Genomic DNA, 21,839 nt, shown 5'->3' with positions numbered 1-21,839 from the left:
TCGCCGTCCGCCGACTCCACCGTCTCGGCGGCCCCGTCACGACCGCGGCCGCAACAGAAGGAGCATTCATGGCAATCGCAGCCAAGGGCATCATCGACCCGCCGATCGACGAGCTGCTGTCCCGCGTGGAGTCGAAGTACGCGCTGGTCATCTTCGCGTCGAAGCGCGCCCGTCAGATCAACGACTACTACGCCGACCTCCATGAGGGCAGCCTGTTCGACAACGTCGGACCGCTCGTGGACTCCACGATCGATGACAAGCCCCTCTCGGTCGCGCTGCACGAGATCAACGAAGACAAGCTCGTCGCCCGTCCCATCGACGAGTGACGCACGCGGCAGCGTCCCGTGAACAGCAGTGCCGCCGTGAGCACGCCCCTGACCATCGTCGTCGGCGTGACCGGCGGCATCGCCGCGTATAAGGCCGTCTCCGTCATCCGCTCCTTCGTGCTGCTCGGGCACGATGTGCACGTCATCGCGACGGATGCCGCACTCCGGTTCGTCGGCGCCCCCACGTTCGAGGCGATCAGCCGCAATCCGCTCAACACGGACCTCTACGAGGGCGTGTCCGAGGTACGCCACGTGGGGATCGGCAAGAGCGCCGACCTCGTCGTCATCGTGCCGGCGACGGCCAATACGCTCGCGAAGATCGCTAACGGCCTCGCGGACGACCTGCTCACCAACACGATCCTCGCGACGACCGCCCCCATCGTCGTCGCTCCGGCAATGCACACCGAGATGTGGCAGAACAAGGCCACGCAGGCGAACGTGCAGACCCTGCGCTCCAGGGGCGTGACAGTGGTCGGCCCCGCGACGGGACAACTCACCGGATCCGACTCGGGCCCGGGACGCCTGGAGGAGCCAGAGGCGATCGTCGAGGCCGCCCTGGCGCTGGTCAGGAAACCGTCCGCGCGGCGTGGCCGCGGATCGTCCGCATCGGGCGAGGATTCCGCGCACCCCTCGCGGCAGGACCTCGCGGGTCACCGGATCGTCGTCACGGCCGGCGGCACACGCGAGCCGCTCGATCCCGTGCGCTTCCTAGGCAACCGGTCGAGCGGCAAGCAGGGCATCGCGATCGCGACGGCGGCGCGCGACAGGGGAGCGGAGGTCGTGCTCATCGCCGCACACCTCGACGTTCCCGTGCCCGACGGAATCGAGACCCGATCCGTCTCCAGTGCGCTCGAACTACAGAAGGCCGTCACGGATGCCGCATCCGGCGCCGATGTCGTGGTCATGGCGGCGGCCGTCGCCGACTTCCGCCCAGCGAAGCTGCAGGAGGGCAAGATCAAGAAGGATGACGTCGGCGAGGGTCTGCAGCTCTCGCTGGTCGCCAACCCCGACATTCTCGCCGGCCTGTCCGCCCGCAAGCAGCCCGACCAGGTCGTCGTGGGCTTCGCCGCCGAGACCGAGAGCGACCCGCAGGCGCTCATCGAGCTCGGCCGTCGCAAGCTGAAGCGCAAGGGCTGCGACTTCCTCGTGATCAACAACGTGGGATGGAAGACCGGGTTCTCCACCGATGACAACGAGGTCGTCGTGCTGGATTCGCACGGCGATATAGTGATGGAGGCCGCCGGCAGCAAGACGTCGGTGGCCGATCGTATTCTCGACGTCATCACCTCCGCCTGACCCGCGACCAGAACGTGGATGGGGCGAGGGGCGTGTCGCGGACTCCGTAATCCTCGGGTCGGCGCGCGCCCTGAGGATCAGCTGGAGCACTCATGACTTCTTTGCGCCTTTTCACGTCCGAGTCGGTGACCGAAGGGCATCCCGACAAGATCTGCGACCAGATCTCCGACAGCATCCTCGATGCGCTGCTGCGGGTCGATCCGCACAGTCGCGTCGCCGTTGAGACCCTGGTCACCACCGGCCTCGTGCACGTCGCGGGCGAGGTGACCACGAGCGGCTACGTGGAGATCCCCGCGATCGTGCGGGAGACCGTCACCGGCATCGGGTACACATCCTCCGACGTCTGGTTCGACGGCCGGTCCTGCGGCGTGTCCGTGTCCATCGGTGGCCAGTCGCCCGACATCGCCCAGGGCGTCGACTCCGCATACGAGACCCGAGAGGGCTCGTCGCACGACCTGCTCGACCAGCAGGGTGCAGGCGATCAGGGCATCATGTTCGGTTACGCGACCACCGAGACCTCCGAGCTCATGCCCGTGCCGATCTGGATCGCGCACCGGCTGGCCGAGCGCCTCGCCGAGGCACGCAAGACTGGTGAACTCGACTTCCTCCGTCCGGACGGCAAGACGCAGGTCACCATCGGATACGACGGCATCACGCCCGTCACGATCGACACGGTCGTGCTGTCCACGCAGCACTCGACCACCATCTCCACGGATGCGCTGCGCACGGCGGTCGCCGAGCACGTCATCCGCCCCGTCCTCGACCGGGTCGACCTCGACTCGCGCGACGTGAAGCTGCTCATCAACCCCACCGGACGCTTCGAGATCGGCGGACCGCAGGGCGACGCCGGCCTCACCGGACGCAAGATCATCATCGACACGTACGGCGGGGCATCCCGGCACGGCGGAGGGGCGTTCAGCGGCAAGGATCCGTCCAAGGTGGACCGCTCCGCCGCGTACGCCATGCGCTGGGTCGCGAAGAACGCCGTCGCAGCTGGCCTCGCGGACCGCCTCGAGGTGCAGGTCGCCTACGCGATCGGCACGGCGTCGCCGGTGGGTCTGTACGTCGAGACGTTCGGCACAGCGCACCTGCCGGAGGACCGCATCACGTCGGCCATCCGCGAGGTCTTCGACCTGAGACCGGCCGCGATCATCCGCGACCTCGACCTGCTGCGTCCGATCTACGCGAAGACGGCGACGTACGGCCACTTCGGCCGCGAGCTGCCCGACTTCACCTGGGAGCGACTGGACCGCGTCAACGACCTGCGGTCGGCCGCGGGACTGTAGGCGCCATGCCCGCTGCGCGGGTCGCCCGCGTGATCGTCGACACCCCGCTTCCGCAGCTGGATCGACTGTTCGACTACGCGATCCCGGAGCGGCTGGCCGAGGATGCCGTCCCCGGCGTGCGCGTCAACGTCCCCCTGCGCACGGCGGGGAGGCTCGCCGGCGGCTACATCGTCGAGGTCGCCGATCACGCCGACTTCGAGGGCGAACTCAGCGAGCTCGAGTCCGTCGTCTCGGCAGCCCGGGTGCTGACGCCGTCCGTGGCGACGCTCGCGAGACGGATCGCGGACCGCTCCGCGGGCAGCGCCAGCGACGTGCTGCGCCTGGCGATCCCGCCGCGCATGGTGCGCGTGGAGAAGGCATGGCTGGCCGCGGAGCATCCGCGAGCCGACGCTGCCGACGTGATCCCGGCCGCCGACCGGCGACCCGTTCGCGGGTATCAGGACGACCTCGCACGTGCCGTCGATCAGGGCGGCCGCGTGGCGGTGGATGCCATGCCACGGCTCGCGCGCACGGGCGACGGCACCTGGGTGGGCGCGTGGGCGGTGACACTGGCCGAGATCGCGGCGCGGTGCGTGGCATCCGGTCGCAGCGCGATCCTCGCGGTGCCCGACTACCGCGACCTCGATCAGCTCCAGGCGGCCCTCTCCGATGCCGTGGAAGCAGATGCCGTCGCCCGCGTCGATGCCGGCCAGCCGAATCCGGACCGCTACCGCGCCTTCCTGCGCTGCCTCGAGCCGCGTCCGGTGATCGTGATCGGCAACCGGTCGGCGGTGTACGCGCCGGCGCATCGACTCGGACTCATCGCGCTCTGGGACGACTCGGATCCGCTGCACGCCGAACCCCTTGCGCCGTATGCCCACTCCAGGGACGTCGCCCTCGTGCGCGCCGAGGCCGAGGGATTCGGACTGGCCTTCGTCGGACACACGCGCAGCATCGAGGTGCAGCGACTCGTCGATGTCGGATGGCTGACCGCACACGCGCCGGCGCGCGCCAAGAGCCCCCGCGTGGTCGGCACCGCCGCCCAGGCGGGGGAGGGCGCACCGTCGCGGGTTCCCGCCGGAGCCTGGCGAGCCGCGCGGGAGGGGCTGGACGCGGGTCCCGTGCTCGTGCAGGTTGCACGACCCGGTTACGCGCCGGTCGTTGCCTGCGCGCAGTGCCGCCAGGCCGCGCACTGCGCACGCTGCGGCGGCCCGCTCGGCCAGGACCGCGCGGGAGCGGCGCCGTCGTGCCGCTGGTGCGGTGCCATCGCCACCGGCTGGACCTGCTCCCACTGCGGCGGCACACGCGTGCGACTCGTCTCGCGCGGATCGTCCCGCACCGCCGAGGAGCTCGGTCGCGCGTTCCCCGGAGTCAGAGTGGTGGTTTCCGACGGTGAACGCCGCGTGACCGCCGTCGACGACAGGTCTGCGCTGGTCGTTGCGACCCGCGGCGCCGAGCCGATCGCGGCTGGCGGATACCGCGCCGTGCTGCTGCTGGACGGCGAACGGATGCTCGCCCGCGAGTCCCTGAACGTGGCGGAGGACTGCCTGCGGTGGTGGTCGAACGCGGCATCCCTCGCCGCTCCCGGCGCTCCCGTGGTGCTCGTCGGCGTCTCCGGGCCGCTCGCCCAGGCACTGGCCACCTGGCGGCAGCCCGAGTACGCGAGCGCTCAGCTGAGGGATCGGCGCGTCCTCCGCTTCCCGCCCGCAGTGCGGGTCGCGACGGTGACGGGCACGCCGAAGGCCGTCGGTGACGCCGTCGCCGCGCTCGATCCGAACACCGTCATCGACGTGCTCGGTCCGACGCCGGTCGATCCGCACGCGACATCCGCAAGACAGGCGAGCGTGCCGTCGGACGCGGTGCGCGCCATCGTGCGTTTCGAGTACGCACACGGCGCGGCGGTGGCATCGGCACTGCGGTCGGCGATCGTGCGCTCCGCGACGAAGGGACGCAAGCCGCGCAGCGACCGCGGGTACCGTCCGCCGCCTACACTCAGAGTCAGGCTCGACGACCCGGAGGTCGTGTAGGGACGCCCCACCCACCGCCCGCGAAGGAGACCGAACCGGATGAGGATCGTGTTCGCCGGAACCCCGAACGCCGCCGTCCCCACCCTGCGCACCCTTGCGGGCGGGGATCACGAGATCGTGTGCGTCGTCACCCGGCCGGATGCCCCGCTCGGGCGCAAGCGCGTCCTCACACCGTCCCCTGTTGCCCAGGCCGCGGCGGAGCTGGGGCTGCCCGTGCTGAAGACGGCACGGCTCGACGCGGAGGCGACCGACGGCATCCTGCAGACACGGCCGGAGCTGGGCGTCGTCGTCGCCTACGGCGGGCTGGTGCGCGAACCCCTGCTCTCCGCGCCGGATCACGGCTGGATCAACCTCCACTTCTCCCTTCTGCCGCGTTGGCGAGGAGCCGCACCCGTGCAGCGTGCGCTCATCGCGGGCGACGACCGCACGGGAGCCGCCGTCTTCCGGCTCGTGCCCGAGCTCGACGCCGGCGCCGTCTACGACGTCATCGAGCGACCTGTCGGCGCCGACGAGACGGCGGGAGAGCTGCTGGACTCGCTCGCGGTCGCCGGAGCCGAACTCGTCTCGCGCGTCGTGGACGCCATCGCGAGGGGCACGGCCGTCGCGACGTCCCAGCAGGGCGAGCCGACGCTCGCCCCCAAGCTCACCCTCGATGACGCACGACTCGACGTCCGGCAGGACGCCCGTGCCGTGTACGCGCGCATCCGCGGTGTGACCCCGGAACCCGGGGCGTTCGTGACCGTCGGCGGAACCCGGGTGAAGGTGCTCGCGGCGGCGCGCTCCGCTGTCGAGCAGCTGTCGCCGGGGGAGTTGCGACTGCACGGCTCCCGCGCGTACCTGGGCACGGCATCCGCCCCACTCGAACTCGTCACCGTGCAGCCTGCTGGCAAGCGGGCGATGGCCGGTGCCGACTGGCTGCGCGGTCTACAGGGCGGCGCCCGGGTCGACGACGCCTCCGATGCGGAGGCGACGCCGACTCACGACACGGGAGTCGCCTCGTGAGCGGCGTGCGGTCCTCAGCACGCTCGGTGGCGTTCGATGTGATCCGCGCGGTGACCGATTCGGATGCCTACGCGAACCTCCTCCTCCCCGCCCGCCTCGAGCGTGCCCACCTGACGCGCGCAGACGCGGCCCTCGCGACCGAGCTCACGTACGGCACGCTGCGGATGCAGGGGTACTACGACCGTGTGATCGAACTCGCCGCCGATCGCTCCGTCGACCGCATCGACGGGCCCGTCCTCGACGCGCTGCGGCTCGGCTGCCATCAGCTGCTCACCATGCGCACGGCGACGCACGCCGCGGTGTTCGAGACCGTCGAGCTGGTGCGAGCCATCGGGTCACGCTCGGCCGTCGGATTCGCGAACGGCGTGCTGCGCGGTATCGCGCGCGCGAAACCGGACGTGTGGCGCACGAGGGTGCTCGACGCGGCACGCGACGAGGACGACCAGTTGGCCGCCCTGCACTCGCATCCCAGCTGGGTGGTACGTGCGTTCCGACACTCGCTCGCCGCCGAGCATCGCGAGGACGAGCTGGAGGAGCTGCTGACCGCGGACAACGAGGCACCGCGCGTGAACCTCGCGGCCCTTCCCGCCCTCGCGCACCGCCCGGAGGATTCCGACCTCGACCGCTACTCGCCGATCGGATTCGTCTGGAACGGCGGCGACCCACGAGCGATCGTGGAGGAGACGGAGGGTGCGGTGCGGGTACAGGACGAAGGCTCGCAGCTCGCCGTGCAGACACTGCTGGCCGCACGCGAGATCGCCGAGGGCGAGCTGTGGCTCGACATGTGTGCGGGGCCGGGCGGAAAGGCGGCCATCCTCGCCGCCACTGCGCTCATCTCCGGCGCACGGCTGGTCGCCAACGAGATCGTGCCCGCCAGGCTCGAACTGGTGAAGCGCGCGGTCGCGCCCGCGGCATCCGCTGTCGACTTCTCCGAGCGGGACGGCACCACGATCGGCATCGACGAGCCCGGCAGGTACGACCGCATCCTGCTCGACGCGCCGTGTACCGGGCTCGGCGCCCTGCGTCGCCGGCCGGAGGCGCGCTGGCGCAAGACACCCGGCGACGTTCCAGAGCTCGCCAGGCTTCAGGCGGCGCTGCTCGACTCGGCAGTGAAGGCGCTGCGTCCGGGCGGACTGCTCTGCTACGTGACGTGCTCGCCGCACCTGGCGGAGACCCGCGTGCAGGTGAGCGACGCGCTGAAGCGGCATCCGGGAGAGCTCAAGGAGCTGCCGACCCAGGACGTGCTGCAGGGGCTGGCGGTGAATCCGCTCGACCTTGCAGGCGACCCGGCCCAGGTGCAGCTGTGGCCGCATCGGCACGGAACGGACGCCATGTTCATCACGCTGCTGGAGAAAGAGAAGTGACGCCCATGCCGCGCATCAACCCGAGCATCCTCGCCGCCGACTTCGTCAACATGCAGCGTGACCTCGAGCGGATCTCCTCGGCCGATCTCGTGCACGTCGACGTCATGGACAACCACTTCGTGCCGAATCTCACGTTCGGGCCGCAGATGGTGGGGCGCATCCAGGACGTCTCCGCGATTCCACTCGACGTGCACCTCATGATCGACGACCCTGACCGGTGGGCACCCGGATACGCGGAACTCGGGGCGTACTCGGTCACGTTCCACGCCGAGGCGGCCTCCGACCCGGTCGCACTGGCGCGCCGGCTCCGCTCGATGGGCGCCCGTGCCGGCATCGCCCTCAAGCCGGGAACCTCCGCGGATGCCTACCTCGACCTTCTCGACGAGTTCGACCAGGTGCTCGTGATGACCGTCGAGCCGGGTTTCGGCGGCCAGAGCTTCATGCCGGAGACGATGCCGAAGCTGACTTCACTGCGTGAAGCCGTCACCGCTCGCGGACTGGATGTCTGGCTTCAGGTCGACGGCGGCATCACCGAGGAGACGATCGTCGTGGCAGCCAAGGCGGGCGCCGACACGTTCGTGGCCGGTTCGAGCGTCTTCCGTGCCGCCGACACGTCCGCCCAGATCGCGCTGCTGCGCGACACGGCCGCCCGGCACACGCACTGATCCCTGGCGCGTCTCGTCGCTTCGCGTCGAAGGTCGAGAGTTTCCTGACCCGTCTTGTCTCTTCACGCGACGGAAGCGACATCATGCGCCAGGAACTCACCGTGGAGCGGCGCCACCGCCGAGCCCGCTAGCCTAGAACGCGTGAAGACTTTCGACGAGCTGTTCGCCGAACTGACGTCCAAGGCCGAGACCCGTCCCGCGGGTTCCGGCACGGTGCGCGAGCTCGATGCGGGCATCCATGCCATCGGCAAGAAGATCGTCGAAGAGGCCGCCGAAGTGTGGATGGCGGCCGAGTTCCAGAGCGACGACGAAACCTCCGAGGAGATCTCGCAGCTCCTCTACCACCTGCAGGTGCTGATGCTCGCGAAGGGCCTCACGCTGCAGGACGTCTACCGACATCTGTGATGACGATCCCGACATCCGTTCGTTCGCAGACCACAGGAAGACCAGCCGCATGCTGAAGATCGCCGTGCCCAACAAGGGCTCGCTCTCCGAGACCGCCGCCCAGATGCTCGCCGAGGCGGGCTACACGGGCCGCAAAGACCCCAAGGAACTCATCGTCGCCGATCCGGCGAACGACGTGGAGTTCTTCTACCTCCGCCCACGCGACATCGCGACCTACGTCGGAAGCGGCGCCCTCGACGTGGGCATCACCGGGCGCGACCTGCTGCTCGACTCCGGATCGCCGGCGCGCGAGATCGACGAGCTCGGTTTCGCCGCCTCGACGTTCCGGTTCGCCGGTCCCGCCGGCCGTTTCACCGATGTGAAGGAGCTCGAGGGCCTTCGCGTTGCCACGAGCTACGACGGGCTGGTCGGCGCCTGGCTGCGCGAGGCGGGGGTGAACGTCACGCTGGTGCGCCTCGACGGCGCTGTCGAATCGGCGGTGCGTCTCGGAGTGGCGGATGCCGTCGCCGACGTCGTGGAGACCGGCTCCACGCTCCGCAAGCAGGGCCTGGACATCTTCGGCCCGGTGATCCTGCAATCGCAGGCGGTGCTGATCGGAGCCCCTGACGGGGCGGGGGACGGCGAGCCGGCGTCCGGGATCGCGACGCTCCACCGCCGTCTGCAGGGCGTCATGGTGGCCAGGCAGTACGTGCTGATCGACTACGACCTGCCGTCGCACCTGATCGAGAAGGCCGTCGCGCTCACGCCCGGCGTCGAGTCCCCGACCATCTCGCCGCTGCGGGATTCCGGATGGGTCGCCGTGCGCGCCATGGTGCCGCGCACCTCGACGAACCGCATCATGGACGATCTGTACGAGCTGGGTGCTCGCGCCATCCTGGTGACGCCCATCCACGCGGCACGGCTCTGAGGAAGGGCGGGCGACCGACATGAGTCTCGCGATCCGCGTTATCCCGTGCCTCGACGTGGCGGACGGCCGCGTCGTCAAGGGCGTCAACTTCCTGAACCTTCGGGACGCAGGCGATCCGGTCGAGTTGGCCGCGCGCTACTACGAGCAGGGCGCCGACGAACTGACCTTCCTGGATGTCACCGCCACCGTCGAGGGACGCGCGACCACCTACGACGTGGTGCGCCGCACAGCGGAGCAGGTCTTCATCCCACTCACCGTTGGCGGAGGAGTGCGCTCCACCGATGACGTCGCCCGCCTGCTCGCCAGCGGCGCCGACAAGGTCGGCGTGAACAGCGCGGCGATCGCGCGTCCGGCGCTGCTCGGGGAGATCGCCGACCGGTTCGGCGCGCAGGTGCTCGTGCTGTCGCTCGACGTCAAGAGGTCACCGCGCACGGCGTCGGGCTTCGTCGTGACGACCCATGGCGGCCGCACCGAGACCGACCTGGATGCCCTCGCCTGGGCCGCGCAGGCCGCCGAGCTCGGAGCCGGCGAGCTCCTCGTCAACTCGATCGATGCGGACGGCACGAAGCAGGGCTTCGACTTGGAGCTCGTGCGACGGATGCGAGAGATCAGCTCCGTGCCGGTCATCGCGTCCGGCGGCGCGGGATCCGTCGAGGACTTCGCACCGGCCGTCGAGGCGGGAGCGGATGCCGTGCTCGCCGCGAGTGTGTTCCACGACGGACTCATGACGATCGGCGACGTGAAGGACGCCCTGCGCGAGGCAGGCGAGGAGGTTCGACGGTGAGCGCAACGGAGAACGGAACGAGCGGAAGCGCCGACGCGAACGCGACCGTTGGCACGAGCGCCGACGTGAGTGTCGCGGACTCGCGCCAGGAGGCATCCCGCATCCTCGATCGCGTGCGGTTCGACGACAAGGGCCTCCTCACAGCGGTGATCCAGCAGTGGGACTCCAAAGAGGTGCTCATGGTTGGCTGGATGGACCGCGAGGCGTTCCTGCGCACCATGACCGAGGGACGCGTCACCTTCTGGTCGCGCTCCCGCCAGGAGTACTGGCGCAAGGGCGACACGTCGGGCCACGCGCAGTACGTGCGCGGGGCGGCACTCGACTGCGACGGCGACACGCTGCTGGTGCGTGTCGAGCAGATCGGCGCAGCGTGCCACACCGGGACTCGCACGTGCTTCGATGCCGACCAGCTGGATCCTGTCGAGATCGACGTCCCGTCGATCGTCACCTCACCTGTCTCACCGTCCGAGGGCGACGCATGAGTCAGCCGGGGACGACCACGCGCGCGCAGTTCGACGAGCTCCTGGGCTCCCGTCGCGTCATCCCGGTGACCCGCGAGCTCTTCGCGGACGGCGAGACGCCCGTCGGCATCTACCGCAAGCTCGCGGCCGCGAAACCCGGCACCTTCCTGCTCGAGTCGGCCGAACAGGGCGGCATCTTCTCCCGCTACTCGTTCGTGGGCGTTGCATCCTTCGGCGTCCTCACCCAGCAGGGCGACCGCTCGGTCTGGCTCGACTACGGTCTGCCTGCCGAGCGCGCGTTCGGAGCGGATGCCACGCCTCGGCTCGCCGAGACCCCGTCCCTCGACCTGCTCGCGCGCCTGTACGAACGGTGGCGTTCCGAGCCGGTGGACGGCATGCCGCCGCTCACCGGCGGTCTCGTCGGGTTCATCGGCTGGGAGGCCGTCCGCCAGCTGGAACGGCTCCCGGATCAGCCGCCCGCCGATTTCGACGTGCCGGGCCAGGCGCTGTGCTTCGTCGCCGACCTCGTCTCGGTCGACCATCGGTTCGGCACGGTCCGCCTGATCGCGAACGTGCTCGTCGACGACGATGCCGGCACCGACGCCGATGCCCTTTGGTCGGACGCCCAGTCGCGCCTCGACACGATGCAGGCGGCGCTGTCCCGCCCGGCCGAGGCACACCTCGAGTCGGCGGACTTCACCGTCGCACCTGACGCCGCCTCGCGCACGAAGCGCGAGGACTTCCTGGCATCCGTGGAGACGGCGAAGGAGCACATCCGCGCCGGCGACGTCTTCCAGGTGGTCATCTCGCAGCGCTTCGAACTGCCGACGGATGCGGATCCACTCGACGTGTACCGGGTGCTGCGCAGTCTCAACCCGAGCCCGTACATGTACCTGCTCACGCTGGAGCGATCCGGCGGGGCTCCGTACACCGTGGTCGGTTCCTCTCCCGAGGCGCTCGTCAAGGTGCAGGACAGGCGCGCGTACACGCATCCGATCGCCGGATCCCGGCCCCGCGGCGCCACGCCCGAAGAGGACGCCGAGCTCGAGACGGAGCTCCTCGCGGACGAGAAGGAGCGCGCGGAGCACCTCATGCTGGTCGACCTCGCCCGCAACGACCTCGCGCGCGTCTGCGTCGCGGGCACCGTCGAGGTGACCGAGTTCATGCGCGTGGAGCGGTTCAGCCACATCATGCACATCGTGTCGTCGGTCGAGGGCGACCTCCGCGAGGAGGCGACGGCCATCGACGTGTTCCGTTCGACGTTCCCGGCCGGCACGCTCTCCGGAGCGCCGAAGCCGCGCGCGCTGGAGATCATCGACGAGCTCGAACCGGCGCAACGCGGTGTCTACGGGGGAGTGGTGGGCTACTTCGGCTTCGGCGGTGACGCCGACCTCGCCATCGCCATCCGCACCGCCACGATCATGGACGGCATCGCCCGCGTGCAGGCAGGAGGAGGTCTCGTGGCCGACTCCGTTCCGGTCAGCGAGTTCATCGAATCGCAGAACAAGGCGGCGGCCCCTCTGCGCGCCGTCGCCATCGCGAACGCTCTGGAACGCGTGGTCTGAACATGGCTGCCTCTTCGCGTCGCACCGGCCCGCGTCTCAAGTACTCGATCATCCTGGTCGCCGTGCTGGCGAGCGGGCTCGTGCTGACCGCGTCCACGCAGACGTGGTACACGCTCCACCTCAGTGCCACGTCGGGGCACTCCGGCGCGCTGACGGTGTCGGGAGCGGATGCCGCGCCCGCCATCGCCGCGCTCTCCCTCGCCGGTGTCGCGTTCGGCGGCGCACTCGCCCTGGCCGGCCGGGTGCTGCGCTACGTGCTCGCCGTGCTCGGGATCGTGCTCGCCGCGAGCATCATCGGATCCACGGCATCCGCCATGGCCGATCCGGCCGCCACCGGCATCACCGTCGTCACCAAGGCCACGGGCATCGCAGGGGATGCCAGCGTGCGCGCCGTCATCGCCCGCACGGATGCCACGGCCTGGCCGGCCGTCGCCCTCGTAGCCGGCATCGTGCTCGCCCTCGCCGCTGTCGCAGCCGGCGTCACCGCCCACCTCTGGCCGACGGCCTCCCGACGCTACGGTGCCACCCAGGATGCCTCGGCGCCGATCCAGCAGGACGGTGCCGCTCCGAAGACCGACGGCGATGACCATCTCTCGGCGGCCGACCAGCGTGCGCGCGCAAGGGACGCGGCCATCGACGACTGGGACGAGCTGAGCCGAGGCGACGACCCGACGGAATCCGAGGAGATTGCCGCCGATGACGTCGACGTCGACGCATCCGAACCGGACGGTGGCGCCGACGGTGGCGACCCGTCGGTTCGATAGAATGACAAGCATCCCCACCACAGAGCGAAAAGAGAGTCATGAGCGCTGAGTCCTCGGATCCTGGCCACGGTCACTCGCCGGCCGCGTGGACGGCCGTCATCATCATGCTGATCGGCGTCATCGCCGGCACGTTCGCCTTCTGGTTCGAGCAGCCGTGGGTGGTCGTCGCCTCCGCGGTCGTCGTGATCATCGGACCGATCGTCGGCGCCATCATGGCCAAGGCCGGCTACGGCGTGAAGGGCCCCAAGTACCAGCCGAAGGGCCACTGAGCTCCGTGTTGCTCGCTGAACTCGTCGGCGGATCCGTGGAGGATGCCCGCGCAAGGGCCGCCGAGCTTCCCATCGACCACGTGATGGCTGCCGCAGCAGCAGCGGCGCCGGCGATCGACGCCCTGTCTGCCTTGGCGCCCGCCGATCGGGTCAAGATCATCGCGGAGGTGAAGCGCGCCAGCCCGTCCCGCGGACGCCTGGCGGACATCCCCGATCCCGCTGCACTGGCATCCGTGTACGAGCAGGCCGGCGCAAGCGCGATCAGCGTGCTGACGGAGCAGCGCCGGTTCCTCGGCTCGCTGGACGACCTCAGGGCCGTCAGGGCAGCCGTCGACATCCCGGTTCTGCGCAAGGACTTCATCGCCGATCCGTATCAGGTGTACGAGGCGCGTGCGGCAGGCGCGGACATCGTGCTGCTCATCGTGGCCGCACTCGACCAGGCGACGCTCGTGTCGTTGCACCAACTCGTCACGACCCTCGGCATGACGGCGCTCGTGGAGACCCACTCCGCCGACGAGGTGTCGCGGGCGCTCGACGCCGGCGCGTCGCTCGTTGGCGTGAACGCCCGCGATCTCGACACGTTCGAACTCGATCGCGACCTGTTCGGCACGCTCGCCGACAGCATCCCCTCCGGCGTCACCCGCGTCGCCGAGTCCGCGGTGCTCGGCCCGGCCGACGTGGCGCACTATCGCGAGGCAGGAGCCGACGTCGTGCTCGTCGGCGAAGCGCTCGTCACGGGCGATCCGATGGCTCGGCTCGCCGAATTCCTCTCCGTGTGAGGGGAACCCCCGCACGTTCCGTGCCGGCCGTGATGGCCGGCCCATCCCCCAGGAAGTGACCATGGCCCTACGCGACCAGAGCGGTCCCGACTTCGGCGACTACGGCGGCAGGTACATGCCGGAGTCGCTCATCGCCACGCTCGACGAACTGTCCGCCGAGTACGAGGCTGCGCAGCAGGATCCGGGCTTCGCCGAGGAGCTCGCCCGCCTGCACGCCACGTACACGGGTCGTCCGTCGATCATCACCGAGGTTCCGCGGTTCGCCGAGCATGCCGGTGGTGCACGGATCATCCTCAAGCGCGAGGATCTGAACCACACCGGCTCGCACAAGATCAACAACGTGCTCGGCCAAGCACTCCTCGTGCGCCGTCTCGGCAAGACACGACTCATCGCAGAGACCGGAGCAGGCCAGCACGGCGTCGCCACCGCGACCGCTGCCGCCCTGTTCGGCATGTCGTGCACCGTCTACATGGGCGAGGTCGACACCAAGCGCCAGGCGCTCAACGTGGCTCGCATGAGGCTTCTCGGCGCCGAGGTGGTTCCCGTCACGACGGGTTCGCGCACCCTGAAGGATGCCATCAACGAGGCCTTCCGGGACTGGGTGGCCAACGCCGACACCACGCACTACCTGCTCGGCACCGTGAACGGACCGCATCCGTTCCCCACCATGGTTCGCAACTTCCACAAGGTGATCGGCGAGGAGGCCCGTCAGCAGGTGCTCGACCTCACCGGACGCCTTCCGGATGCCGTCGCGGCCTGCGTGGGCGGCGGATCCAACGCGATCGGCATCTTCCACGCCTTCCTCGACGACCCGGACGTGCAGCTCTACGGCTTCGAGCCGGGCGGCCACGGCATCGAGAGCGGTGAGCACGGCGCAACCCTCAGCGAGGGCACCCCCGGGATCCTGCACGGCACCAAGACGTATGTGCTGCAAGACGAAGACGGTCAGACCATGGAGTCGCACTCCATCTCGGCCGGACTCGACTACCCCGGTGTCGGACCGGAGCACGCGTGGCTCCGCGACATCGGACGGGCCAGCTACCTGCCGATCACCGACGACCAGGCGATGCAGGCGTTCCGTCTGCTCAGCCGCACCGAGGGCATCCTGCCGGCGATCGAGTCCTCGCACGCTCTGGCGGGCGCCATCGATCTCGGAAAGCGGCTCGGACCGGACTCCGTCATCCTGGTGAACCTGTCCGGTCGCGGCGACAAGGACGTGCAGACGGCCGGCGCCTACTTCGACCTTCTCGATGAGAACGGAAGCCAGTCATGAGCGACGCCACGGTGCTCGCCCACGCCGAGACGGCGATCCACGCGGCGAAGTCCGCCCGTGGTGGCGCCCTGGTCGGATACCTTCCGATCGGCTTCCCCGACCTCGCCACCAGCATCGACGCCGCCGTGGCCATGGCCGAGAACGGCGCCGACGTGCTCGAGCTCGGCCTGCCGTACTCCGACCCGGTCATGGACGGCCCGGTCATCCAGGCCGCAACGCAACAGGCGCTGCACGCCGGATTCCGGGTTCGCGACGTCTTCACGGCCGTGCGCGAGATCCGCTCCAGGGTGGACGTGCCCGCGCTCGTCATGACGTACTGGAATCCCGTCGTGCAGTTCGGCCTCGACCGCTTCGCCGACGAGCTCGCGGCGGCAGGCGGCAGCGGACTCATCACGCCCGACATCACGCCGGACTCCGCTGCAGACTGGATCGCCGCCAGCGATCGGGCCGGTCTCGACCGGGTGTTTCTCGCGGCACCGACCTCGAGCGACGAGCGGCTGCGGATGGCGGCGGACTCGTCCCGCGGATTCGTCTACGCGGTGTCGACGATGGGCATCACGGGCGAGCGGTCCGACGTGGACGCCGCGGCGCGCACGCTCGTGTCGCGTCTCCGCACGGCCGGCGCACAGACCGTCTGCGTCGGCATCGGCATCTCGAACGGCGACCAGGTGCGCGAAGTGGTCGGCTACGCCGACGGCGCCATCGTGGGAACGGCGCTGGTCCGCGCGCTGGGCGAAGGCGGAGTGGCCCGCGTCACCGACGCCACGAAGGATCTCTCCGCTGGCATCGCCGGCTGAGAATGGCCACAGGGACCGGCATCCCGGATCGACGAGACGGGTCGTTCACGACCTCGTCGGGACCGGCCCGGCCGGCCCTCTTCTCGTAACCTCCTAGACTATGTTCGCCGAGGCCGTGGCCTCAGCATGACGTCGAGACGGATGACACCAGTCATCCGAACGAAAGGGAACCCGACAGGTGATCGCACCGCTCAGCATTCCGAGCCCGCCGCCGTCCTGGCAGTCGATCCCGATCGACCTGTTCGGGTTGCACTGGGACATCAAGACGTACGCGCTGATCATCCTGGTCGGCATCATCGTCGCGACTCTCTGGACGTCGCGCCGCCTCACCAAGCGTGGCGGCGAACCCGGTGTCGTCATCGACTTCCTCATCTGGGCGGTCGTGCTCGGACTCCTCGGCGCGCGCCTGTACCACGTGTTCACGCACCCGAACGACTACTTCTACCCGGGCGCCAACCCGTGGCGCATCTTCTTCATCTGGGAGGGCGGCAACGCCATCTTCGGTTCGCTGATCGGCGGAGGCATCGGCGCCTGGATCGCGAGCCGTCAGACCGGCGTGCGCTTCCTCTCGTTCGCGGATGCCCTGGCTCCCGGCCTCCTGCTCGCCCAGGCCATCGGCCGCCTCGGCAATTACGTCAACCACGAGCTGTACGGACTCCCGACGGACCTGCCGTGGGGTCTCCAGATCGAGAGCACGAACACGGCCTTCCCGACGGGTCTGCCGGACGGCACGCTGTTCCAGCCGCTGTTCCTCTACGAGATCATCTGGAACGTCGTCGGCGTCATCGTGCTCGTCGCACTGGAGAAGCGTTTCCAGTGGCGCTGGGGCAAGATGTTCGCCGGATATCTCATCTGGTACGGCCTCGGCCGCAGCTACCTGGAGTCCATCCGTATCGACCCGAGCGAGTACTCGTTCCTCGGCATCCCGTTCAACGTGTGGGCCGCGATCGTCGCGTTCGTGCTCGGCATCGTGCTCTTCATCGTGCAGTCCAGGCGGCACCCGGGCGTCGAGCTCAGCGTGTACCGTCCCGGCCGCGAATGGAACAAGGGCGGCACTGCGGTAGACTCGTTCGACACCGATCCGGACGACGAGGACAACGACGAAGACGACGCCTCGAACGACAACGGATCGGCGGAAGCCAAAGCCGCAGCCACAAGCTCTGCCGGCTGACTCCAGGCACTAACGGCGAACCCGGCAGTTCACTTGTCGTGCATCCGGCCTCACAGGGCGGATGCACGGAACACCCACCCTGTTCACGGGCCGACGTCGTCCCGCCCCCCTTCATCGATGTGAGGACGGTATTCATGGCGCAGCGCCCCCCGTTTTCCCGGTTCAGCACCGTGCCCGACGCTCAAGGTCTCTACGACCCGAGCGCCGAGCGCGACGCCTGCGGCCTGGCCATGGTCACGACGCTGCGCGGCACCGCCGGGCACGACATCATCGACCACGCCCTGAACGCACTGCGACACCTCGAACACCGCGGTGCCGTCGGGTCGGACGCGGGTACCGGTGACGGCGCGGGCATCCTGACGCAGATCCCTGACGGCTTCCTCCGCGCGGTCGCCGAGTTCGACCTTCCCGCCGCCGGACGCTATGCCGTCGGCAACGCGTTCCTGCCGATCGACGAGTCGGAGCGCACGCCGGTGAAGTCCGCGATCGAGAAGATCGCCGACGAGGAGGGCCTCCGCGTCCTCGGCTGGCGTCACGTGCCGGTACGTCCCGACGAGGTCGGAAACCTCGCGCGACAGGCGATGCCGGCGATCGAGCAGCTCTTCGTCGACTCCGAGCGCACCGGCGAGAACGGATCGCCGCTGTCCGGCATCGCGCTCGACCGCCTCACGTTCCGCCTCCGCAAGCGCGTCGAGCGCGAGCTCGACGTGTACTTCGCATCGCTGTCAGCTCGCACGCTCGTCTACAAGGGCATGGTCACGACCCTCCAGCTGGAGCCGTTCTACCCTGACCTTTCCGACGAGCGTTTCGCCTCGAAGCTAGCCCTCGTGCACTCGCGCTACTCCACGAACACGTTCCCGTCGTGGCCGCTCGCGCAGCCGTTCCGCATGATCGCGCACAACGGCGAGATCAACACCGTGCAGGGCAACCGCAACTGGATGCGCGCGCGCCAGACGCAGCTGCACAGCGACCTGCTGGGCAACCTCCGCCCGCTGTACCCGATCGTCACTCCAGGGGCGAGCGACTCCGCTTCCTTCGACGAGGTCGTCGAGCTGCTCACGCTGAGCGGTCGCTCGTTGCCGCACGCCGTCATGATGATGGTTCCCGAGGCGTGGGAGAAGCAGACCGAGATCGACCCGGCACGCCGGGCGTTCTACGAGTACCACTCGATGCTCATGGAGCCGTGGGACGGGCCTGCCGCCCTGGTGTTCACCGACGGTTCGCTCGTCGGTGCGACGCTGGACCGCAACGGCCTCCGTCCCGGCCGCTATCTCGTCACCGACGACGGCCTCGTCGTGCTGGGCAGCGAGACGGGCGTGCTCGACATCGACCCCAGCCGCGTCGTCCGCAAGGGCCGTCTGCGTCCGGGCAAGATGTTCCTCGTCGACACCGTCGAGGGCCGGCTCATCGAGGACGACGAGATCAAGGCATCCCTCGCCTCGGCCGAGCCGTACGGCGAGTGGCTGGATGCCGGCCGCATCCACCTCAAAGACCTTCCGGAGCGCGAGCACATCGTGCACACCCCGGCCTCGGTGACCCGGCGTCAGCGCACGTTCGGGTACACGGAGGAGGAGGTGCGCATCCTGCTCACGCCGATGGCGAAGAACGGAGCGGAGCCGATCGGTGCGATGGGCTCCGACACTCCCGTCGCCGTGCTGTCGGACCGGCCGCGTCTGCTGTTCGACTATTTCACGCAGCAGTTCGCGCAGGTGACGAACCCGCCGTTGGACTCGATCCGCGAAGAGGTCGTCACCTCGCTCAGCCTGGGTCTCGGTCCGGAGCTCAATCTGCTGGAGCCCGGTCCGGAACACACGCGCCAGGTCGTGCTCGACTTCCCGGTGATCGACAACGACGAGCTGGCCAAGATCCAGCACATCGACCCTCGCCCCGGTCAGACCACGACGGTGACGATCCACGGCCTCTACCGCTTCGACGCCGGCCAGGATGCCATGCAGCGCCGTCTCGAGGCGATGTGCGAGGAGGTCAGCCAGGCGATCGCCGACGGCGCGAAGTTCATCGTGCTGAGCGACCGCGACTCCAACAAGGATCTGGCGCCGATCCCGTCGCTGCTCATGCTGTCCGCCGTGCACCACCACCTCATCCGTACCGAGAACCGGCTCAAGGTCGGTCTCGTCGTCGAGGCCGGTGACGTGCGCGAAGTGCACCACGTCGCGCTGCTCATCGGCTACGGCGCGAGCGCGGTCAACCCCTACCTCGCCATGGAGACGTGCGAAGACCTCGTGCGCAGCGGCATGATCACCGGGATCTCCGGCGAGAAGGCCGTTGGCAACGTGATCAAGGCGCTGGGCAAGGGCGTGCTGAAGATCATGTCCAAGATGGGCATCTCGACCGTCTCCTCGTACGCGGGAGCTCAGGCGTTCGAGGCCGTCGGCCTCGCCCAGGACTTCGTCGACCAGTACTTCACCGGAACCTCTTCGAAGCTCGGTGGCGTCGGCATCGAGGTCATCTCGGCGGAGAACCTGGCACGCCACCTCTCCGCATATCCGGAGGAAGGCGCGGTGCTGGCGCACGAGCGGATGTCGACCGGCGGCGAATACCAGTGGCGTCGCGACGGTGCTCCCCACCTCTTCAACCCGGACACCGTGTTCCGGCTGCAGCACTCGACGCGCAACCGCAGATACGACATCTTCCGCGAGTACACGGACCTCGTCGACAACCAGGCCGAGCAGCTCATGACGCTGCGCGGCATGTTCTCGCTGCGCACCGATGTGCGTCCTCCCGTGCCGATCGAGGAGGTCGAGCCGGTTTCCTCGATCGTGAAGCGGTTCTCCACCGGCGCGATGAGCTACGGCTCCATCTCGAGGGAGGCGCACGAGACGCTCGCCATCGCGATGAACCGGTTGGGCGGCAAGTCCAACACCGGCGAGGGCGGCGAGGACATCGACCGCCTCCTCGACCCGGAGCGACGCAGCGCCATCAAGCAGGTCGCCTCAGGCCGGTTCGGCGTGACGAGCATGTACCTCACGCATGCCACGGATCTGCAGATCAAGCTCGCGCAGGGCGCCAAGCCCGGCGAGGGAGGGCAGCTTCCTCCGGCGAAGGTGTATCCGTGGGTGGCGCGCACCCGTCACGCGACGGCGGGCGTCGGACTCATCTCGCCACCGCCGCACCACGACATCTACTCGATCGAGGACCTCAAGCAGCTCATCTACGACCTCAAGCGAGCGAACCCGCAGGCTCGTGTGCACGTCAAGCTGGTGAGCGAGACGGGCATCGGCGCTGTCGCGGCAGGTACCGCGAAGGCGTTGGCCGACGTCATCCTCGTCTCCGGTCACGATGGCGGGACGGGCGCGAGCCCGCTCAACTCGCTCAAGCACGCGGGTACGCCGTGGGAGCTCGGCCTCGCGGAGACGCAGCAGACGCTCATGCTCAACGGCATGCGCGACCGCGTCGTCGTTCAGGTCGACGGTCAGTTGAAGACCGGACGTGACGTCATCGTCGGCGCCCTGCTCGGCGCGGAGGAGTTCGGCTTCGCCACGGCGCCGCTCGTCGTCTCCGGATGCATCATGATGCGGGTCTGCCACCTGGACACGTGCCCGGTGGGCGTCGCCACGCAGAACCCCGTGCTGCGCAGCCGCTTCACCGGCAAGCCGGAGTTCGTTGTCACCTTCTTCGAGTTCATCGCCGAGCAGGTGCGCGAGTACCTCGCCGCCCTCGGTTTCCGCTCCATCGAGGAAGCGGTCGGACATGTCGAGATGCTCGACGTCGACCGCGCCATCGAGCACTGGAAGGCGTCCGGCCTCGATCTGGACCCGGTGCTGCACGGACCAGTCTTCGACGAGGACGCCCCGCGCAGCAACCGTCGGGCTCAGAACCACGAGCTGGAGAAGCACTTCGACGTCCGGCTCATCGAGAAGGCGTCGGACGTGCTCGACCACGGCGGCAGGATCGAGCTCACGCTGCCGATCCGCAACACGGAGCGCGCTGTCGGCACGATGCTCGGCCACGAGGTCACGCTGCGCCACGGCGAGCACGGCCTGCCGGCCGGATCGATCGACGTGACGCTCACCGGATCCGCAGGACAGTCCTTCGGCGCGTTCCTTCCAGGCGGCATCACGCTGCGCCTGGAAGGCGACTCGAACGACTACGTCGGCAAGGGCCTCTCCGGCGGACGGATCGTGGTGCGCCCCGACCGGTCCAGCGTGTTCCCGGCCGAGCGCAACGTGATCGCCGGCAACGTGATCGGATACGGCGCCACGCAGGGCAGCATGTTCATCCGCGGCACTGTCGGCGAACGCTTCCTGGTGCGCAACTCCGGCGCGACTGCCGTGGTGGAGGGCGTCGGCGACCACGCACTCGAGTACATGACCGGCGGTCTCGCCCTCATCCTCGGCACGACGGGACGCAACCTCGGTGCTGGCATGTCCGGTGGAACCGCCTACATCCTCGACCTCCGGGAAGAACGGGTGAACCGCGATTCGCTGGCGAGCGGCGAGCTCGAGCTCTCCGCCCTCGGCAGCGGCGACATCGAGATCGTGCGCGACCTGCTCGAACAGCACGTCGCCGAGACGGATTCGAGCGTCGCGAAGGGCCTGCTGGCCGATCTGGAGACGGCATCCGCCCGCTTCACCAAGGTGCTGCCGCGCGACTACGCGGCAGTGCTCGAAACCCGTAAGAACGCTGTCGACGAGGGACTCGACCCCGACGGCGACATCGTCTGGAACCGCATCATGGAGGTGACCGGCGGATGAATCTGTC

The 21,839-nt window shown here is 69.2% G+C and carries 19 protein-coding genes; all 19 read left to right on the top strand.

What is annotated here, in order from left to right; genetic code table 11:
• The first annotated feature begins 68 nt into the window (after positions 1–68).
• The 19 genes from rpoZ to gltB all read left to right on the top strand — a co-directional run bounded on the left by rpoZ (position 69) and on the right by gltB (position 21,832).
• Positions 69–326, top strand: a complete 258-nt coding sequence (gene rpoZ, locus ACX9R5_RS12070) for a DNA-directed RNA polymerase subunit omega (RefSeq protein ID WP_170023809.1) — start codon at positions 69–71, stop codon at positions 324–326.
• 48 nt (positions 327–374) lie between these two features.
• On the top strand, positions 375–1,622 hold the full coding sequence (gene coaBC / locus ACX9R5_RS12065) for a bifunctional phosphopantothenoylcysteine decarboxylase/phosphopantothenate--cysteine ligase CoaBC (RefSeq protein ID WP_459409677.1): 1,248 nt from the start codon (positions 375–377) through the stop codon (positions 1,620–1,622).
• A 92-nt stretch (positions 1,623–1,714) separates the two neighbouring features.
• Positions 1,715–2,908, top strand: coding sequence for a methionine adenosyltransferase (gene metK / locus ACX9R5_RS12060; RefSeq protein ID WP_459409283.1), 1,194 nt, complete (start codon positions 1,715–1,717; stop codon positions 2,906–2,908).
• A gap of 5 nt (positions 2,909–2,913) precedes the next feature.
• Positions 2,914–4,914 (top strand): primosomal protein N' family DNA-binding protein, encoded by a 2,001-nt coding sequence (locus tag ACX9R5_RS12055; protein WP_459409282.1) that lies wholly within the window; start codon positions 2,914–2,916, stop codon positions 4,912–4,914.
• Between the two features lie 39 nt (positions 4,915–4,953).
• Entirely contained in the window at positions 4,954–5,916 is a 963-nt protein-coding gene (gene fmt, locus ACX9R5_RS12050) for a methionyl-tRNA formyltransferase (RefSeq protein ID WP_459409281.1), read from the top strand.
• Between the two features lie 5 nt (positions 5,917–5,921).
• Positions 5,922–7,280 carry an RsmB/NOP family class I SAM-dependent RNA methyltransferase gene (locus ACX9R5_RS12045; RefSeq protein WP_459409676.1) on the top strand — a complete coding sequence of 453 codons (1,359 nt, stop codon included), beginning with the start codon at positions 5,922–5,924 and terminating at the stop codon, positions 7,278–7,280.
• Between the two features lie 5 nt (positions 7,281–7,285).
• Positions 7,286–7,945, top strand: coding sequence for a ribulose-phosphate 3-epimerase (gene rpe / locus ACX9R5_RS12040; protein WP_459409280.1), 660 nt, complete (start codon positions 7,286–7,288; stop codon positions 7,943–7,945).
• 141 nt (positions 7,946–8,086) lie between these two features.
• Positions 8,087–8,350, top strand: a complete 264-nt coding sequence (locus tag ACX9R5_RS12035) for a phosphoribosyl-ATP diphosphatase (RefSeq protein WP_170023804.1) — start codon at positions 8,087–8,089, stop codon at positions 8,348–8,350.
• A 49-nt stretch (positions 8,351–8,399) separates the two neighbouring features.
• Complete coding sequence (gene hisG, locus ACX9R5_RS12030; RefSeq protein ID WP_459409279.1) at positions 8,400–9,257, top strand: ATP phosphoribosyltransferase; 858 nt, start codon at positions 8,400–8,402, stop codon at positions 9,255–9,257.
• A gap of 19 nt (positions 9,258–9,276) precedes the next feature.
• A complete protein-coding gene (hisF, locus tag ACX9R5_RS12025) occupies positions 9,277–10,041 on the top strand; it encodes an imidazole glycerol phosphate synthase subunit HisF (protein ID WP_459409278.1) in 765 nt (254 codons plus the stop codon).
• Entirely contained in the window at positions 10,038–10,523 is a 486-nt protein-coding gene (gene hisI, locus ACX9R5_RS12020; protein ID WP_459409277.1) for a phosphoribosyl-AMP cyclohydrolase, read from the top strand. Before hisF ends, hisI begins: the two co-directional genes overlap by 4 nt.
• A complete protein-coding gene (locus ACX9R5_RS12015; RefSeq protein WP_459409276.1) occupies positions 10,520–12,067 on the top strand; it encodes an anthranilate synthase component I in 1,548 nt (515 codons plus the stop codon). Before hisI ends, ACX9R5_RS12015 begins: the two co-directional genes overlap by 4 nt.
• A 2-nt stretch (positions 12,068–12,069) precedes the next feature.
• Positions 12,070–12,831 carry a Trp biosynthesis-associated membrane protein gene (locus ACX9R5_RS12010; protein WP_459409275.1) on the top strand — a complete coding sequence of 254 codons (762 nt, stop codon included), beginning with the start codon at positions 12,070–12,072 and terminating at the stop codon, positions 12,829–12,831.
• Positions 12,832–12,869: 38 nt separating this feature from the next.
• Entirely contained in the window at positions 12,870–13,100 is a 231-nt protein-coding gene (locus tag ACX9R5_RS12005) for a DUF6704 family protein (RefSeq protein WP_459409274.1), read from the top strand.
• 8 nt (positions 13,101–13,108) lie between these two features.
• Positions 13,109–13,879 carry an indole-3-glycerol phosphate synthase TrpC gene (gene trpC, locus ACX9R5_RS12000; protein ID WP_459409675.1) on the top strand — a complete coding sequence of 257 codons (771 nt, stop codon included), beginning with the start codon at positions 13,109–13,111 and terminating at the stop codon, positions 13,877–13,879.
• A 61-nt stretch (positions 13,880–13,940) separates the two neighbouring features.
• On the top strand, positions 13,941–15,152 hold the full coding sequence (gene trpB, locus ACX9R5_RS11995; protein ID WP_459409273.1) for a tryptophan synthase subunit beta: 1,212 nt from the start codon (positions 13,941–13,943) through the stop codon (positions 15,150–15,152).
• Complete coding sequence (gene trpA, locus ACX9R5_RS11990; protein ID WP_459409272.1) at positions 15,149–15,949, top strand: tryptophan synthase subunit alpha; 801 nt, start codon at positions 15,149–15,151, stop codon at positions 15,947–15,949. The genes trpB and trpA overlap by 4 nt, the downstream gene beginning before the upstream one ends.
• Positions 15,950–16,127: 178 nt before the next feature.
• The gene (gene lgt, locus ACX9R5_RS11985; protein WP_459409271.1) at positions 16,128–17,120 is read left to right on the top strand and encodes a prolipoprotein diacylglyceryl transferase; all 993 of its coding nucleotides are present in this window, start codon (positions 16,128–16,130) and stop codon (positions 17,118–17,120) included.
• 134 nt (positions 17,121–17,254) lie between these two features.
• A complete protein-coding gene (gene gltB / locus ACX9R5_RS11980) occupies positions 17,255–21,832 on the top strand; it encodes a glutamate synthase large subunit (protein WP_459409270.1) in 4,578 nt (1,525 codons plus the stop codon).
• Positions 21,833–21,839: the final 7 nt, after the last annotated feature.

The organism is Rathayibacter sp. CAU 1779, assembly GCF_054551755.1.
The sequence above is the reverse complement of the archived record's forward strand: the minus strand, read 5'-3'. Positions and strand labels throughout refer to the sequence as shown.